The following is a 17,004-nucleotide window of genomic DNA, read 5'->3' on the forward strand; positions in this document are numbered from 1 at the left end:
TGCTCAGGCTGCTACTATGAACGCGACCCTGCATGCTGGGAAACATCAATAAGATCAGGACCCTGCGCCTGGTTCCTGTACTGATTGACAATCGAGTAGAGAAGATTCGGTCAGGTTTTCAAATCATTGAAATATATGTCGTTTATAGCGACACGACCTCGCCTGTTCACTCCCACTCGATTGTTCAAAAACCCAGAAGGCGCTGATTTATCAGCGCCTTTTCTTTGACCTCCAAGCCATACCGTTATCATTACCGTCGCCGAAGTGAGGCTTATGAAAACAATGAAGAATTGGGCTCCGATAAAATCCGAGTGATGTCGCAGTCTATCGGTAGATCCACGACAAAGCGGGCTCTGCAAGGCATAGCGGTCAGGATCTTAGAGCCGCTTCTAATACCGACAAATCCATACCGACATGTTGCTGATCAAATTGAGAAAAACCGTCATCTCCAATTATTGCCCAACTTCGTCACTGCGCCATCAGCAATCCTTCGTGCAATGTCATAAAGAGGACATTCAACTCGTCTCGCCGCACTTAACCCAGACTGTCCTGCCCCGCGATTGCGCGCCCCAGTGAGAAGCCCACCTGCCGCCCGCTTGCACCTAGGCGTCACGATCAAAGCGGCTTCCCTTGGCGCACGAGGGCAAGTATGGCGGAAGGGTGTCGTCATTATCAATCGAGCATTGGTCGCTGAGACGATCGCTGGCGTTCCTCGCCGCGGTCTTCGCCATCATGCTCGGTTCTTTGTTGCCCACGGCGGTCGCCGCCTCAGCGGCCACCGGGTCGCCGGTCATGCTGTGCTCCGGCGATCAGATCATCGTCGTCTATGACGTTGACGGCGCGCCCCGGCCCGAAAAACCGACGCCGATGGACAGCCTGAAGTGCGCCTCTTGCATTGTGGCGAACTTTACGGCCCTGCCGCCGCCTCCGCCCGGGACTCTTACCGCGCCGCCATCGCGCATCATCGCGATGCAACCGGCTCTGGTCGCTTCCGTCGCCCCGCCGCCTGCATTGCGCGCAGGTGTGCGGCCGCCGCCAACGGCTCCGCCGATCGCCTGAACGGCGCGGACCGTTCCCTGCTCTAAGCACGCCTCACGTCGCTCGCTGTCAGCGGCGCCGCTCGCGCTGCTGACAGCGAGCGCAACGCTCCCCCGATGCCCGGCGCCCAGGCCGCACAGTGACACACAAAGGACAGGTCCGCTTCGACGTCCCGTCCAAGGACACCCAATGACGTTCAAGACTCTGCTTCTCGCCAGCGCTCTGCTCGCATCAACGACATCCGCCCTCGCCCAGGCCGTCCGGCAAACGTCGGATAGCCCCGCGGCGCTCGACGAGGTGGTCGTCACCGGACAACGGACCGGCGCGGACCTTGCGCTCGGCGCGCCCGCGACCTTCCTCGAAACGCCGGCCTCGATCTCGACGGTGCAGACCACCACCCTGCTCGAACAGGGGGGCACGACCCTGCTCGACGCCCTGCGCAATGTGCCCGGCGCTCAGGCCGACCTCAGCTTCGTCGGCAGCCATTCGCAGGTCGTGGTCCTGCGCGGCTCGATCGCCGACAGCGGCACCCAGAGCAGTCGGATCCTGCGCGACGGGGTGCGCCTGTCGAACTATGCCTTCACCCCGGCGTTCGTGGACCAGATCAATGTCCTGCGCGGACCGGGCGCCGCCGCCTCAACCCGCTCGGAGCCGGGCGGTACGGTGGAGCTGGTGACCAAGTCGGCCCAACTCAGCGACTTCGGCATGGCCTATGCCCGCGTCGGCCAGAACAACGCTCGCGAGACCTGGATCGACCTCAACCGCGTCCTGTCGCGCGAGCATGGTATCGCCGGGCGCCTAATCCTGGTCAGTTCCGCCGAGGACGAGTGGCGGCATGTGAAGGATAAACTGGATGGCCTGAAGCTGGGCCTGTCGAAATCCGACGCAGACCGTTACCGGATAAGCCTCGACTTCGAGGCGACCAACCAGACCTACAACCCTGACTTCGGCCTGCCCGCGCTCAACGGCAGTGTCGTGGACGTGCCCCTGGACCGCCAGCTCAGCGAACCCTTCGCCGACTCAAGCACGGACAACCGGGTCTACAGCCTTCACGGCGATTACAAGCTGCCGCTTGGCCGGGTCGCCATGGACTACACCCATATGGACAGCCACACGGTGTCGATCCGCAACTCGATCTTCTCGGTCACGGCGGGGCAGCCGACAGGGACCTACAACCGCGTAACCGCCTACGAGCCGAACGGCCGGCGCAAGATCGACTCTGTCGCACTGTCATGGACCGCCGAGGTCGCGACCGGCCCCGTGACCCACAACCTCTATGCGGGCGCTGAGTACTATACCGAGACGCTCGACCTGCCGTCGCTAAGCGTTCCGGCCGTCAACAATGCGCCGATCAATGTGTTTGCCCCGGTTTATGGACGGGTCACCGCCCCGACCGGAACTCTGACGCGGACACTGACTAAACAGGATACGCAAAGCACCCTGTTCAGCCTTCAAGACCGGATGGAGATCGGGCGACTGGGTCTCGTCGTCGGGGCCCAGTTCGTGGACCTGGACTCGACCTATGGCGTGGTCGGAGTCGCCAAACCCGTGACGGAGACCCGCGTCACGCCGCGCCTGGGCGTCACCTACGCCTTATCCAACAGCCAGATGCTCCACGCCTCCTACAGCAGCGGCAGCGCCTTCCAGCCCGTACTGCAAGCCAGCGGCGAGTCCGTGCCGCTCCGGCATTCCGAGCAATATGAGATCGGCTGGAAGTTCGACGACGGCGGACGGCTGCGCGCCGACGTGGCCCTCTATCAGCTTGACCATGACAATATGATCTCAGGCGACCCATCGGCCGCAGGCCGCTTCCTTGTCGGTGGCAAGGCGCGATCCAAGGGCGTCGAAGTCTCTGCGGCGGGACAGGTGACCAACCGCCTCTCCGTCAACCTCGCCTACGCCTATACCGACGCCCGATACCTGGATGGGGCCCTCTATCCGGGCAAGCAGATTCCCAATGTGGCCGACCACAGCGGCAGCCTGTTCGGCCAGATGCGCTGGACGCCGCAGTGGCGCACAGGCCTGGGGCTCTACGCCCAGGGCGAGCGGTTCGCCGACGGCGCGAACGCGACACGCCTGCCCGGCTACGTCCGCGTCGACGCCGTCCAAGCCTACAACTTCAGCCTTAACGGCCGACCGCTCGAACTCCAGCTCAACATCGAGAACCTGCTGGACGAGGCGTATTTCGCCGGCAGCCACGTCCATGTGTCGCGCTACATCCTGCCGGGCGAGGGCCGCAACGCCTCGGTCAGCCTGAGCTACCGCTTCTGATCCGGTGATGACGAAAGCCTGACATCCAGCCATGCGCGCACGGAACGACAGACAGGAGGACGGCCTCGGCTTCGCGATCGCGTTGTGCGCCCTGCTGTTCGCCCTGACGTTCCGCGCCCTGCTGCCGACAGGCTATATGCTGGAAGCGCAGGGCGACGGCGTTGAACTCGTCCTTTGCGGGTCGGGCGGTCTGCAAACCGTCGTCGTCGATGCTGACGGCCGGCCCATCGACAAACCCGAGCATCCTGAAGACCGCAAGGCCGAGGCGGTCTGCGCCTTCGTCGGCGTCGCCGCCATCGCGCCTGACGACGCCGCCCCCGTCGCACCCTCGCGGACGCCCTGGATCGTCAGCCCCGTCGCGATCCCCGTCGCCGTCCACCGCGACCAGCGCAATCCACGCGGTCCGCCGCCGCCTCTTCGAGGTCCGCCCATCCTGATGATCTGAGCCGCCGGCCGCCTCGCGCGCCGGTTTGTCCGGTCATTCGAGGGAGGCCCCTGTGCTCCATCTATCATCGCGCGGTCCATGGGAGACCGCCGCACCGCTCGCCGCGGACGCGCCCCATGACGTCGCGCCTCCAGTGCTGCTGCATGCCGTCATTCATCCCCATCAGACCGACGGGCGGTCGACCAACCTCATCCTGATCCTCTTCGCACTCGTCGCCGTCGCCCTCAGTCTGCCCTTCATGGTGCAGGGCGAGCCGATCGTGTCGGTCTTGTTCCTGGTCGAGCTGAGCGCGCTGGCGCTAGCGAGCCGCGCCTATCGCCGCTGGGCGAGCGAACGATCCGAAGAACTCCACCTCTTCGCCGACAGGCTGGAGGTCACGACCCGGATCGGCGGCCGGGTCACGGTCGATCGGTTGCCGACCGCCTGGTTGAAGATCGACCCCATTTGCAGGGATCGCCGCGCCGTGCCGGGGTTCGTCGTCCACGCCGCACAGCGCAGCCATCGCATCGGCGGCTGGCTCGGCCCGGCGCAGAGCCAGGACCTTCGAGAGGCCCTGGAGGCCGCCCTGGCCTTGGCCCGCCGGGGCGGTCTCGCGGCCTCCACCGCGCCCACCCGGATCTGGTCCAGCCGCACCGCCCTCGCCGCCCCTGTCGATCCGGCCCTCTGGGCCGGCGATCCCGGCCATTCCTGACAGTGACGCGTTCGCGCGCACCTATCCACACAAGAGACAGACCATGCCCCTCGCCGCCCGCCTCGCCCTGATCGGCGCCTCCATCCTCGCCGCCGCCGCCCTCGCCTTCGCCATCCCCCTGCCGGGCGATCTTCAGGCCCAGCCTAAGACGGTGAAAGGACCGACGCCGGCGGGGGCCTGCGGCTGCACGATGCACGACCATCAGTCTCACCACGCCTGACGACCACCGCCTCTCTCCTCAAACCATGGCCATCCGGCCAGTTTCCCCAAGGCCTATCATGACCTTCAAGACCCTCCTCCTCGCCGGCGTCGCTGTAGCGCTCGCCGACCCCGTCCTGGCCCAATCGGCGCCGCAGACGTCCCAGGCGGCGACCACGCTTGAGGAAGTCGTCGTCACCGCTGACCGCTACGTCTCGGCCGAGAGCACGGCCGCAACCCGCACGACCACTCCCATCCTGCTGACGCCCCAGTCTGTCCAGGTCGTGCCGCGCGCCGTGTTGAACGACCAGAACGCCCTGGTCCTGACCGACGCGGTCCGCAACGTCGCCGGCGTATCCACCGACTTCGGCTTCAACGGCTCGACTCAGCCGCTACTGATCCTGCGCGGCTTCAGCACGACGTCCATGTCGGCCTCGGGCGCCATGAGCGGGGCTTCGACCTACTACCTTGACGGGGTCAAGGTCTCGGGCCTGCCGGTCAATATGGCTGACGTCGAACAGGTCGAGGTGGTCAAGGGTCCGAACACCGTCCTCTACGGACGCGCCGAGCCGGGCGGCATCGTCAACGTCGTGTCGCGCCAGTTTGCCGCCGAGCGTCAGTTCAGCGTCTCACAGACCCTGGGCAGCTATGGGCTGTCACGCTCCGTGATCCAGGGCGGCGGGGCGCTGAATGCCGATCAAACCCTGATCGGCAAGGCCTCGGCCTCCTATTTCACCACAGAGTCCGATCGCGATTTCGTCGAGGAACGGGTCGCCGCCGTCAACGCAGGCCTCTCCTGGGCGCCCGACGCTGACAACACCGTGTCCCTGACCCTGAACTATATCGATCAGGACTACCGCACCGACTACGGCGTCCCCGCCATCGGGAACCGGCCGGCGGACCTGCCACGTTCGCGTCAGTTCAACGACTCGCCCAACCTCTCCAGCACCGAAAGCGTATCGGCGCTGCTGGAGGCGCGCCACGCCTTCAACGCCGACTGGGAACTTAAGGCGCGGGGCGTGGTCATCCGCGCCGACCTGGTCGAAGCTGACCTGGCGACCTATCGCGTCGATTATGGTCTCAATCCCGGTCAGACCTGCGACGGGACGGGCGCCAATATGTGCCGCTATTATTTCAACATCCGCCCGAACGCTGACTACACGTTGAACCAGGGCACGGTCGAGCTGTTCGGCAAGGTCCGCACCGGTCGCTGGAGCCATCAGCTTCTGTTCGGCGTCGACGCCTATGAGGGCGAAAAGACCGGCGTCGCCTACCTTCAGCAGATCACATCGGTGGACGTGAACAATCCGGTTCTCGGCAACGCCCCGTCCCTGGATCCAGCGCTATCGGTCGCTGATGACCGGATCGACCGCAACCGCTGGGTCAGCGTCTTCGCCCAGGACCAGATCGACTTCGGCAGCGGGCTGCACGCCGTCCTGGCCTTGCGCCATGACTCGACCAGCGCCGTCTACGCCTCCGCCGACGTCGAGCCGAACGACATCTCCTTCACCACGCCGCGCATCGGCCTAGTCTGGGCGTTCAGGCCCGGTCAGTCGATCTATGCCCAGTATCAGGAGGCGTTGTCGGCCAACAACGGGCGCAACTTCGACGGCACGGCTCTGGACCCCGAGAAGTCGCGCCAGACGGAGATCGGCTACAAATACGTCGCCGCCGATGGCCGCTTCAACGCGACCCTGGCGGCCTATGAACTGACCAAGCGCAACCGCGCCGACTTCTCTCTGTTCCCGATCGTTCAGACGATCGGCAAGGCCCGTTCGCGCGGTCTCGAACTCGATGTCATCGGTCAGGTCTCGTCGCGGCTCTCGGTCATTGGCTCCTATGCCTATACCGAGACCGAGGTGCTGGACGACGGCCCTTACAGCGGGGTCCGGCTCGCCAACGTCCCCACCAATGCCGCGAGCCTGTGGGGCCGCTACGTCATCGACCGGGATTGGACCGTCGGCGGCGGCGTCTTCTACCAGGGCGAACGCGCCGGCGATATCGGCGACACCTTCCAACTGCCCGCCTATGCCCGTGTGGACCTGATGGCGGCCTATTCGCTGCGATCCGTCGGACCCGACACCACGCTGCAGCTCAACCTCAACAATGTCTTCGACGAGCTGTATTACACCGGCAGCCACCAGTTCTCGTCCGACTGGATTGCGCTCGGCGCGCCCCGCACCGTCGCCGTCACGCTGCGCGCGGCGTTCTAGGGGCCACGATCATGACAGACCGCAGAAGCCTGCTTCAACTGATGGCGCTCACGCCGGGACTAAGCCCCCTCCTCGCCGGCGCGGCCCTGGCCCAGGATAAAGTGAAAACGCCCTCGCCCGCCCTCTCGGCGGGCGAGGAACCAGCCATGGACATGAGCGGAATTCCCCCCTCGTGGGTCGGCGCCGAGCAAATCGGCATCCTGATCTACGACCAGATGACGGCGCTCGACATCGTCGGCCCGCAATTCTTCCTGGCGGGGATGATGGGGGCGACCATTCATCTGGTCGCCAGGACCGAAGCGCCGGTCACCAGCGACAGCGGCCTCATCATCACCCCGACCGCCAGTTTCGACAGTTGTCCGCGCGACCTCGACATCCTGCTGACGGGCGGCGGCCTGACGGGGACCCTGGCGGCGATGCGAGACGACGCGACGCTGGACTTCCTAGCCGACCGGGGCTCGCGCGCGGGCTGGGTCACCAGCGTCTGCACCGGCTCCCTCCTGCTTGGTCAAGCCGGTCTGTTGCGTGGCTACCGCGCCACTTCCCATTGGATCGGACGGCCGCTTCTCGAGCGTTTCGGCGCGATCGAGGTGGACGAACGGATGGTCATCGACCGCAACCGCGCGACCGGCGCCGGCGTGTCGGCGGGTCTCGACCTGGGCCTGGAACTGCTCAGGCGGCTTCGTCCGCTCGACTGCGCCCAGACGACCCAACTTCTCGCGGAATATGCGCCGGAGCCTCCGCTCAACGCCGGCACGCCGGATACCGCGCCGGCCGCCGTGGTCGCGAACGTCAGGGACTGGCACGCCGAGTTCATCCACGCCTTCGCCGAGACGGCGCGCTCGGCGCGGAGCTGACTCGTCCGCCCCTTGCCGCGTGAAGACCCGCTTCTGAGGGCCCAGCGCCCGTCCCTGCGCCACCCGGTCAGTTGGAGGCCGGTGCAAAGCGTCGCAGGGGCGGGCGTTTGGTCTATCCTGGGCGTTCACGCGTGACACTTTAGGAGATTTCTCATGATCAGACCCATCGCCCTCACTTCGATTCTGGCGCTGGCCGCGCTCGCGGTCGCGCCCGTTCAGGCCCAGACGACGCCCTCGCCCGCCGCTTCGACCCAGGCCCAAGCGGCGGCCGTCTTCTCCCTCCCGGCCCTCCCCTACGCCTATGAGGCGCTCGAACCGGCCATCGACGCCGAAACCATGCGGATCCATCACGACCGGCACCACAAGGCCTATGTCGACAATCTGAATGGGGCGGTGACCGCCAACCCCGCGCTCGCCGGCGTCTCCATCGAAGACCTCCTGGGCCGCGTCTCCACCCTGCCGCCGGCCATCCGCAACAACGGCGGCGGCCACTGGAACCACAGCCTGTTCTGGACCCTGATGGCACCGATCGGTCAGGGCGGCGAACCGTCCGCCGAGTTGTCGGCCGCCATCACCCGAGATTTCGGCTCGATGGACGCTTTCAAAGCCGCCTTCAACCAGGCCGCCACGACCCGCTTCGGCTCCGGCTGGGCTTGGTTGATCGTCAAGGACGGCAAGCTGCAGATCGCCTCGACGGCCAACCAGGACAATCCCTTGATGGACGTCGTCGAAGTCCGCGGCGCCCCCGTCCTGGCCGTCGACGTCTGGGAACACGCCTATTATCTGAAGTACCAGAACAAGCGCGCCGACTACCTCACCGCCTGGTGGACCGTCGTGAACTGGAACACGGTCAACCGTCTATACGCCGAAGCGCAGTAGCACCTTCTTATCCCGCCGCGCCGTCGTCTGACGGCGCGGCGGCGGGCCTGCCCAACACAGTCTGCGCCGTGGTGATTAGACGGCCGAGGCTGTCGGGATGTTGTTCGTCGTTCAGGACGCCTCAAACTGAGAGCCAAATGGCAAGCCTTTAACGGTTTAACCAAGAACGGGGACTTGCTTCCCCAATCCCGTAGTTTTTCTACCGCAGATCACCCGCTTCGAAGAGCTTGCCGAGCATGGTAGCCTTTGGGAACGAATTACGGCCGCCCCTCACTCCCACTCAATCGTCCCGGGCGGCTTCGACGTCACGTCATAGACCACCCGGTTCACGCCGCGGACTTCATTGATGATGCGCGTGGCGGTCTTGGCGAGGACGTCCCAGGGGAACTGGTAGAAGTCGGCGGTCATGCCGTCGGTGGAGGAGACCGCCCGCAGGGCCAGGACCTTTTCGTAGGTGCGGGCGTCGCCCATGACGCCCACCGTCTTCACGGGCAACAGGACGGCGAAGGCCTGCCAGATGCTGTCGTACAGGCCGGCCTTGCGGATCTCGTCCAGATAGATGGCGTCGGCCTGTTGCAGGGTCTCGACGGCCTCGGGCGTGATTTCGCCGGGGATGCGGATGGCCAGGCCCGGTCCGGGGAAGGGGTGGCGGCCCACGAAGGCGTCGGTCAGGCCCAGTTCGCGGCCCAGGGCGCGGACTTCGTCCTTGAACAGTTCGCGCAGGGGCTCGACGAGTTTGAGCTTCATATAGTCCGGCAGGCCGCCGACATTGTGGTGGCTCTTGATGACGTGGGCCTTGCCGCTGGACGAGGACACGCTCTCGATCACGTCGGGATAGAGGGTGCCCTGGGCCAGGAACTCGGCGCCCTCGATCTTGTTCGCCTCGCGGTCGAAAACCTCGATGAAGACCCGACCGATGATCTTGCGCTTGGTCTCCGGGTCCGACTGACCCGCCAGTTCACCGAGGAATTCCTTCGACGCATCAACGTGTACAAGCGGGATATTGTAGTGCTCGCGGAACAGGGTGGTCACCTGTTTCGCCTCGTCCTTGCGCAGCAGGCCGGTGTCCACAAAGACGCAAGTCAGCTGGTCGCCGATGGCCTCGTGGATCAGCACGGCCGCGACCGAACTGTCGACGCCGCCGGACAGGCCGCAGATCACCTTGGCGTCGCCGACCTGTTCGCGGATCTGAGCGATCTTCTCGTCGCGATAGGCAGCCATGGTCCAGTCGCCCTTCAGCCCGGCGATGCCGTGGGTGAAGTTCTTCAGCATCTGGTGGCCGCGCGGGGTGTGCATCACCTCCGGGTGGAACTGCACGCCGTAGAAGCGACGGGTCTCGTCGGCGATCACCGCATAGGGCGAACCGGCCGAAGAGGCGACGACGTCGAAGCCTTCGGGGATGGCGACGATCTTGTCGCCGTGGCTCATCCAAACCGTCTCCTCCTCGCCCACAGGGGCCAAATCGGCCAGCAGGGGGGAAGCCTTTTCGACCGTGATCTCGGCGCGGCCGAACTCGCGGGTGTGGCCGCCCTCGACCTTGCCGCCCAGCTGTTCGCACATGGTCATCTCGCCGTAGCAGATGCCCAGCACCGGCACCCCGGCCTCGAACACGGCTTGGGGCGCGCGGGGGCTGCCCTCTTCGTGCACGCTCTCGGGACCGCCCGACAGGATGATGGCCGCCGGGTTCATCCCCGCCAGCGCCGCCTCGGCCTTCTGGAACGGATGGATTTCGCAATAGACGCTGGCTTCGCGCAGGCGGCGCGCGATCAGCTGCGTCACCTGGCTGCCGAAATCGACGATGAGGACCTTCTGGTGGTCGTGCGGCGTGGTCATGGCGTGATCGAATCCGGGGAGAGTTGCGCGGGGTCTTGGCCTTGTGAGGCCGGAATTTCAAGCGCGGCGAGGCCCTTGGCCTCCAGCACGGCGATCAGACGGTTCAGGGCGGCGGCCAGGTTCTCGTCCACATGATGCAGGGTCGAGGTCCAGTCCTCCAGCGCCTTCAGTTCGACGTGGCCGTCAGACACGCCGCGCAGGGCGATCAGAGGCACACCGAAGGTCTGGGCCGACCGGACCAGGGCCCAGGTCTCCATGTCCACCATTTCGGCGTCTATGGCGTCATAGGCGGCGCCGGAGACGACATTGGCCCCGGTCGACAGGGTGGCGGTCGGCACGCCGGGGATGGGGCACGGCAGGGGCAGGATCGCAGGCTGATCCAGCAGCGGGGTCACGCCCTTGGCGAAACCCAGGACGCTGGCGTCCATGTCGCGATAGGCGACCGACGCGGCCTGATAGACGCAGGCGTGCTGAAGCACCCGCGAGCCGCACGACCCCAGCGACACGATCAGGTCCGGCAGGTCGCCCGCCGCCTCCAGTCGCGCCAGGGCGGCGGTCAGGACGACGGCGGCCTCGACCGGGCCGACGCCGGTCATCAGGGGCTGGATGCGCGCGCGCAGATGGTCGCCGTATTCGGCGGGCGCAGCCATGACGTGGAGGACTGAAACCTCGCCATACTGCGCCAGCCCAGCCCCCATCAGGCGGCGCGCTGATAGACGGCGGCGAAGAAGCCGTCGGTGTCGGCCGAGGCCGGCGACAGGCGCAAACGCGCGCCGGACGCCAGTTCGGCGAACCTGGCCCGCGCGGCCTCGGTCAGTTGCGGCGCTGACAGGACGTCGGCGACGGGAACGGGGCGGAAGTCGGGGTTGGCGGCCTCAAAGGCGTCGGCGCTGGCCTCGTTCTCGCGCGCCAGCATCGAACAGGTGACATAGACCAGACGGCCGCCCGGCTTCACCAGCTTGGTCGCCTGGCTCAGGATGCGGACCTGAAGCGCGTGCAGCTTCTCGACCTCTTCGGCCGTCAGACGCCAGGCGTCTTCAGGCCGGCGACGCCAGGTGCCCGATCCCGAACAGGGGGCGTCGACTAAGACCAGATCGGCCTGGCCGTTGACGGCTTCCAGCCCGCCCCCGTTCTGGCCGATCAGCACCAGCTCGGCCTCGACGCCCGCGCGTTGCAGGCGGGGCCGGATGTTCTCGAGCCGCTTGTTGACCACATCGGAGGCGATCAACTTGCCCTGCCCCGTCATGGCCTGAGCCAGACCGAGGGTCTTGCCGCCGCCGCCGGCGCAATAGTCCACCACCGTCGCGCCGGGTTGCGCGCCGGCCAGCCAGCAGACGACCTGGCTGCCCTCGTCCTGGATCTCGAACTTGCCGGCCTTGAAGCCCTCCAGGGCCTGGATGTTGGGCGGCGGCTCCGACGGCACGCGCAGGCCCTGGACGGACCAGGGCGTACGCGACACCTCAAGCCCGGCGGCCTTCAGCTCGGCCTCAACCTCGTCCACCGTGGCGGCCGCATCATTGACCCGCAGGTCGATGGGCGCGCGCGGCGCCATCAGGGCGTGGGCCTCTTCCGCCCAGCGCTCCCCGAAGGTCGCCTTGAAATCCTCGACCACGAACTCGGGCAGGCCCGCCGCGACCCAGCCGGGCAGTTCGCCCTGCCCCGCCGTGATCCGGCTGCGCTCCTGTTTCGACAGGGGCCGCGGGCCATAGCCGTCGCCCGAGTGCAGAGCCTCGATCTCGTCCACCGACAGGCCGTCAATGGCGTGCAGCGATCCGATCACCAGGGCCCGGCCATCCTCGCGTCCGCCCATGATCCACGACAGGCGGCCGCGCGCGCGCAGCACCTTGTAGACATGATCGGCGATGGCCCGCCGATCCTTGGACCCGGCATAGCGGTTGGCGGTCCCCCAGGCTTTCAGGACGGTTTCCGCCGGTTGGTTGCCCTGGGCGATGGAGTCCAGGACGGAGGCGGCGGCGGCGAGACGGGCGGCTGGGGTCAATGCGGACTTTCAGAGATCAAAGAAATAGGGAGGCCAGGACCATGGCCAGTCCCGCAAGCGAGACCAGCCAGACCAGCGACCGGATATAGGGAACGCCAAGGGCGTAGAACGGCACATAAACGACGCGCGCCCAGAAATAGAGGGCCGAACCCCACACGGTCAGGACGCTGGACGCCCCGATCACATGGGCGATCAGCACCGCGCCGATGAACAGCGGCAGGGTTTCATACAGGTTGGCCTGGGCCCGCTCGAGACGACCGGTCAGCGGCTTGGTCGCAGCCGGCGTCTCGTCGCGCGGACCCGCGTTCCACTTCAAACCGAACTCGACCGTCCGCGCCCCGGCCGGCAGGAAGACCTGCACCAGCGCCAGGATCAGCGTCAGGGCCAGATAGGTCAGTTCGGTCGTCATGGCCTTATCCTCCAAACCGTCATCCTAGGCCCTGTGCCTAGGATCCATAAACACCGACATCTGAGGTCGGAAACCAGCCGTCGAACACCGGGATTATGGATCCTCGGGACAAGCCCGAGGATGACGGGCTAAAACACTATCCTTGCCGATAGTTCGGCGCCTCGCGCGTGATCATCACGTCGTGGACGTGGCTCTCCCGCAGGCCCGCGCCGGTGATGCGCACGAAGCGGGCGCGCTCCTGGAAGTCGGCGATGGTGCCGGCGCCGACATAGCCCATGGAGGCGCGCAGCCCCCCGACCAGTTGGTGCAGAACCGGGGTTATCGGCCCCTTGTACGGCGTCTGGCCCTCGATGCCCTCGGGCACCAGCTTCTCGGACGAGACTTCCTTCTGGAAGTAGCGGTCGGCCGAGCCGCGCGCCATGGCGCCGACCGAACCCATGCCGCGGTACGACTTGTAGGACCGGCCCTGGTAGAGGAAGACCTCGCCGGGGCTTTCGTCGGTGCCGGCGAACATCGAACCCATCATGGCCACATTGGCGCCGGCCGCGATGGCCTTGGCCAGGTCGCCCGAATATTTGATCCCGCCGTCGGCGATGACCGAAGCGCCCGTACCCTTGGCGGCCCGTGCCGAGTCCATCACGGCCGTCAGTTGCGGCACGCCCACGCCCGCGACGATGCGGGTGGTGCAGATGGAGCCCGGACCGATGCCGACCTTGACCGCATCCGCGCCCGCGTCGATCAGAGCCCGCGTCGCGTCATAGGTGGCGACATTGCCTGCGATGATCTGCAGCCGGTTGTTCTCGCGTTTGATCCGCTCGACCACCTGGGCGACCGAGGCCGAGTGACCGTGGGCGGTGTCGATCACCACCACATCTACGCCGGCGTCGGCCAGAGCCATGGCCCGCTCGTATCCGGCGTCGCCTACGGTCGAGGCCGCACCGACCAGCAGACGACCCTGGTCGTCCTTGGCCGCATGGGGGAAGGCCTGGGCCTTCTCGATGTCCTTCATGGTGATCAGGCCGACGGCCCGATAATCTTCGTCCACCACGATGACCCGCTCGATCTTGCGGGTCTTCAGCAGTTGGCGCGCCTCTTCCTTGCCGGCGCCCTCACGCACCGTGATCAGGTCGCCCGTCGTCATCAGCGAGGCGGCCGTGACGTTCAGGTCGCTTTCGAAGCGCATATCCCGATGGGTCAACATCCCGACCAGCTTGCCCGTCGCCGGATCGACCACCGGGAAGCCGGTGATCTTCTTGGCGGCGACGATCTCACGCACTTCGCCGAGCGTCGTGGTCGGGGCCACGGTCACGGGGTTGACCACCATGCCGCTTTCATACCGCTTCACGGCGCGGACCTGATCGGCCTGCTCCTCGACGGTCATGTTCCGGTGCAGCACGCCCAGGCCGCCGGACTGGGCCATGGCGATGGCCAGGCGGCTTTCCGTCACCGTGTCCATCGCGGACGACAGCAGCGGGATGTTCAGTTTGATGTCGCGTGTCAGCTGGGTCGAGACATCGACCATCGCCGGCATGAACTCGGACGGGCCGGGTTCGAGCAAAACATCATCGAAGGTCAGTCCTTCGCGTATCTCCATAGGGAGTCTCCGTTTTGCGGGCCGCGTATAACGGGGTGCGGGGGGCTACGGCAAGGGTCTTGCCGCTTATCGACCCGATAGATTTTATTGGTTTGCAACCGAGACGGCCAATGACCATTCTTGCAGCATGGTCGGCGTCATCCTCAGCACCGCGCGCAAACTGGCTTTGAAGATCGCCAGCTACGGCGTCATGCACCTTGTGGTGGCCGTTTTGGTGGCCTTCGCCATCACCCGCGACTGGCGCATCGCCCTGGCGGTCGGGATGGTCGAACCCTTCTTCCAGACCATCGCCTATTCGATTCACGACCGCGTCTGGCACCGGATCGAACGCCGCCGCATGGCCTCGAACATCGAAGAGGCGGCCGAGGCCTTCACCGCCCGGCTCGACATCATGTCGCCGGACGAACAGACCCGCGTCCATGACCACCAGGGCCACAGCCACGCCCTGCCCCGCTCGTTCAAACAGGTGGCGGTCAAGACCGTCACCTACGGCGTCATGCACTTCACCGTCGCCGTAGCCGTCGCCTTCGCCCTGACCCAGGACATCCGCACCGCGTTGGCCATCGGCGTGATCGAACCCCTGGTCCAAACGGTCTTCTTCACCTTCCACGACCGCATCTGGTCGCGGATCGAGGAACGCCGCACCAGCCGGCAGCCGGCGACGGCCTAAGCCTCGGCCGGCGCGCGGCCCCACCTGCATCGCCGCTCTGGAAGTTCTTGGACGCGAAATTCCCGCCCTGCCCGCACGGTGCGGATGGCGAAGTCAGCAGCGATCAAAAGATAACGATCTTTCCGCCCGCTAAATTTGGGCGTTCCGTGGCCGTAGTGATAGCCGCGCCCTGCCTGGCAGAACAGCCAACGGCCCCGTCGTCACAGGCGACACGCCCACGGCGATAACGATTGCAAGTCAGGCCACCCCGCTTGGCAGAGCATACCGCTTCGGAACCGGGTTATCGGCGCGCCACGGGCCGCTGCTTCCGCCTCGCGAAATGTGACGCCATCAGAAGCGGACACGCAAATCGCCGCCCGACGCAGCCTAGGGGCTACGTTAAGGCGAGGCCCGGCAAACTCCTCAATCTTAACGTGCACTTCCCACACCTTCAAATATCGACAGCGCCAATACAAACTACAAGCCGCTCCACGGCGCCCAATTTGGGCGGTAACCATACTGCATTTAAGTAAACATACATATATAGGTTGTACTTTATCGAATTCGGTAATGAGCTTGCTGAGGGGCTACAATGTTTGACGCTCACTTTTCTGGTAATACCGATACAAATGAATCAATTTTAAATCCAATTGACATAAATGAAATAAAAACAAGACAAAAAGAAGAGTCTTTAACTCATCATAGATTTAAATACAATATTGGGCGTAAGTTATTTGAACTTTTGCGAAACATCAGAACCAAACATGGCGGCGATTTTGAAGAATATTTGATTCTTTACGCCCTTCTCCTTACTTCTGATTACCACCAAATGATGGTTCATGCTCAATCTATAGACAAACCGTTCAGACGTCGCCCGCAGGGTGTCAATTTGCTTTCTATCTCCGATATCACGAACATTCCCAGAGAGACGGTGCGCCGTAAGGTCGCTAAACTCGTGGCGGAAGGCAGCATCACTCGCGGCGACGACGGATTGCACTACTATTCAGGCAATGCCGTGCAAGACGACATCACCGCCCGCATACTTGAAGACCTTCCCATCGCTCATGAAGCATCGGCATATGGCGCCCTTGCGGACGCGCGCCGGACCATAGGTAAAGCAGCCGAAAGGTGACCGTCACCGCATCTTGCGTGCGGTCGATGGCCTCTGAAAGCACCTCGCCGGTCGCCCCCCCCTCTTGAACAAGGGGGGCAAGATGCGCAGGCAGTTCAGTGACGCTTCTGGCGGCAGTCAGACATCCAGACGGGACCAATCGACGTTGTCGGTCGATATCCATGGCGATCAGGTTTGCGCCCAGGCAAACCTGATGGATCAGCGGCGTCATAAAACCCACGGACGGGGTCACAGGGCCCAGAACTTTCAGAACGGACGCGCCGACCATTCTTTCGGTCTGCACGTCCGTCACCGGACTCCATGCGAATGTGGATATGACCACATCCCCACCGCCGCTTAAAAAGGCGAGCTGCAACAGATCCCTGTCCCACTGACGCCCAACCAACCGGATATGGAAGAAGATATCGCGCGCGCCGCTCTGCCCCATTCCCCCAGCCCCATTCACCGACGCGGCGTCCGGCGCCGAGGCTTTAACTTGGTGGCCATCAACCCTTCGATGCCCCGTTCGTCGAAATTGCGCCCCCAGGCCGCCAACTCACCTTGACCGACGCCATAGGTGCGACACAGCTCTTCCTCGGCCAACAGACGCGTACGGACCAGAGTCAAAGCAGCCACCTTGCGCTGAGCGGTCCACCGGTTGCTTGCAGGGCTAATATAGCCCAGCAACGTCGACTTTAGTTGATCTGTGTTCATGTGAGAAACACAGAGATCAGCGAATGTTTGGTTACGGTCCGGATTCATCTATGCATTCCTCAGCATATAGCTGACGAAGTCTAAGCGAACTCGATCAAAAAAG

Annotated in this window: 16 protein-coding genes; 10 read left to right on the plus strand and 6 right to left on the minus strand. The window is 64.8% G+C overall.

Features of this window, described 5'->3' with window-relative positions:
• Window positions 1-630 precede the first annotated feature (630 nt).
• The 8 genes from ACW177_RS12330 (at window position 631) to ACW177_RS12365 (ending at window position 8,592) form a co-directional block, all read left to right on the plus strand.
• Entirely contained in the window at window positions 631-1,059 is a 429-nt protein-coding gene (locus ACW177_RS12330; RefSeq protein ID WP_492025984.1) for a hypothetical protein, read from the plus strand.
• Window positions 1,060-1,227: 168 nt separating this feature from the next.
• Complete coding sequence (locus tag ACW177_RS12335) at window positions 1,228-3,309, plus strand: TonB-dependent receptor (protein WP_492025985.1); 2,082 nt, start codon at window positions 1,228-1,230, stop codon at window positions 3,307-3,309.
• Window positions 3,310-3,340: 31 nt separating this feature from the next.
• Entirely contained in the window at window positions 3,341-3,754 is a 414-nt protein-coding gene (locus ACW177_RS12340; protein ID WP_492025986.1) for a DUF2946 family protein, read from the plus strand.
• Window positions 3,755-3,887: 133 nt separating this feature from the next.
• Window positions 3,888-4,445, plus strand: a complete 558-nt coding sequence (locus tag ACW177_RS12345; RefSeq protein ID WP_492025987.1) for a DUF2244 domain-containing protein — start codon at window positions 3,888-3,890, stop codon at window positions 4,443-4,445.
• Window positions 4,446-4,488: 43 nt separating this feature from the next.
• Complete coding sequence (locus ACW177_RS12350; protein ID WP_492025988.1) at window positions 4,489-4,665, plus strand: hypothetical protein; 177 nt, start codon at window positions 4,489-4,491, stop codon at window positions 4,663-4,665.
• A gap of 58 nt (window positions 4,666-4,723) precedes the next feature.
• Window positions 4,724-6,856: a TonB-dependent siderophore receptor gene (locus tag ACW177_RS12355; protein WP_492025989.1), complete on the plus strand. Its 2,133-nt coding sequence runs from the start codon at window positions 4,724-4,726 to the stop codon at window positions 6,854-6,856.
• Window positions 6,857-6,867: 11 nt separating this feature from the next.
• Entirely contained in the window at window positions 6,868-7,713 is an 846-nt protein-coding gene (locus tag ACW177_RS12360; RefSeq protein WP_492025990.1) for a DJ-1/PfpI family protein, read from the plus strand.
• Window positions 7,714-7,866: 153 nt separating this feature from the next.
• The gene (locus ACW177_RS12365; RefSeq protein WP_492025991.1) at window positions 7,867-8,592 is read left to right on the plus strand and encodes a superoxide dismutase; all 726 of its coding nucleotides are present in this window, start codon (window positions 7,867-7,869) and stop codon (window positions 8,590-8,592) included.
• Between the two features lie 270 nt (window positions 8,593-8,862).
• On the opposite strand, the gene guaA is transcribed toward ACW177_RS12365, so the two are convergent.
• From guaA to guaB, 5 genes are all read right to left on the minus strand, one after another.
• Window positions 8,863-10,425 carry a glutamine-hydrolyzing GMP synthase gene (gene guaA / locus ACW177_RS12370; RefSeq protein WP_492025992.1) on the minus strand — a complete coding sequence of 521 codons (1,563 nt, stop codon included), beginning with the start codon at window positions 10,423-10,425 and terminating at the stop codon, window positions 8,863-8,865.
• On the minus strand, window positions 10,422-11,123 hold the full coding sequence (locus tag ACW177_RS12375) for a 5'-methylthioadenosine/S-adenosylhomocysteine nucleosidase (protein WP_492025993.1): 702 nt from the start codon (window positions 11,121-11,123) through the stop codon (window positions 10,422-10,424). Before ACW177_RS12375 ends, guaA begins: the two co-directional genes overlap by 4 nt.
• Window positions 11,123-12,424 carry an RsmB/NOP family class I SAM-dependent RNA methyltransferase gene (locus ACW177_RS12380; protein WP_492025994.1) on the minus strand — a complete coding sequence of 434 codons (1,302 nt, stop codon included), beginning with the start codon at window positions 12,422-12,424 and terminating at the stop codon, window positions 11,123-11,125. The genes ACW177_RS12375 and ACW177_RS12380 overlap by 1 nt, the downstream gene beginning before the upstream one ends.
• A 16-nt stretch (window positions 12,425-12,440) precedes the next feature.
• A complete protein-coding gene (locus ACW177_RS12385) occupies window positions 12,441-12,833 on the minus strand; it encodes an MAPEG family protein (protein WP_492025995.1) in 393 nt (130 codons plus the stop codon).
• Between the two features lie 136 nt (window positions 12,834-12,969).
• Window positions 12,970-14,427, minus strand: a complete 1,458-nt coding sequence (gene guaB / locus ACW177_RS12390) for an IMP dehydrogenase (RefSeq protein ID WP_492025996.1) — start codon at window positions 14,425-14,427, stop codon at window positions 12,970-12,972.
• Between the two features lie 127 nt (window positions 14,428-14,554).
• On the opposite strand from guaB, the gene ACW177_RS12395 reads away from it, so the two are divergent.
• Both ACW177_RS12395 and ACW177_RS12400 read left to right on the plus strand, forming a co-directional pair.
• A complete protein-coding gene (locus ACW177_RS12395) occupies window positions 14,555-15,097 on the plus strand; it encodes a DUF2061 domain-containing protein (protein ID WP_492025997.1) in 543 nt (180 codons plus the stop codon).
• 571 nt (window positions 15,098-15,668) lie between these two features.
• Window positions 15,669-16,208 carry a hypothetical protein gene (locus ACW177_RS12400; RefSeq protein WP_492025998.1) on the plus strand — a complete coding sequence of 180 codons (540 nt, stop codon included), beginning with the start codon at window positions 15,669-15,671 and terminating at the stop codon, window positions 16,206-16,208.
• 441 nt (window positions 16,209-16,649) lie between these two features.
• Here the strand turns inward: ACW177_RS12400 and ACW177_RS12405 are convergent, their stop codons facing one another.
• Window positions 16,650-16,949, minus strand: coding sequence for a DUF1153 domain-containing protein (locus tag ACW177_RS12405; RefSeq protein ID WP_492025999.1), 300 nt, complete (start codon window positions 16,947-16,949; stop codon window positions 16,650-16,652).
• Between the last annotated feature and the right edge of the window lie 55 nt (window positions 16,950-17,004).

Source organism: Brevundimonas sp. AVps23W (assembly GCF_058681395.1).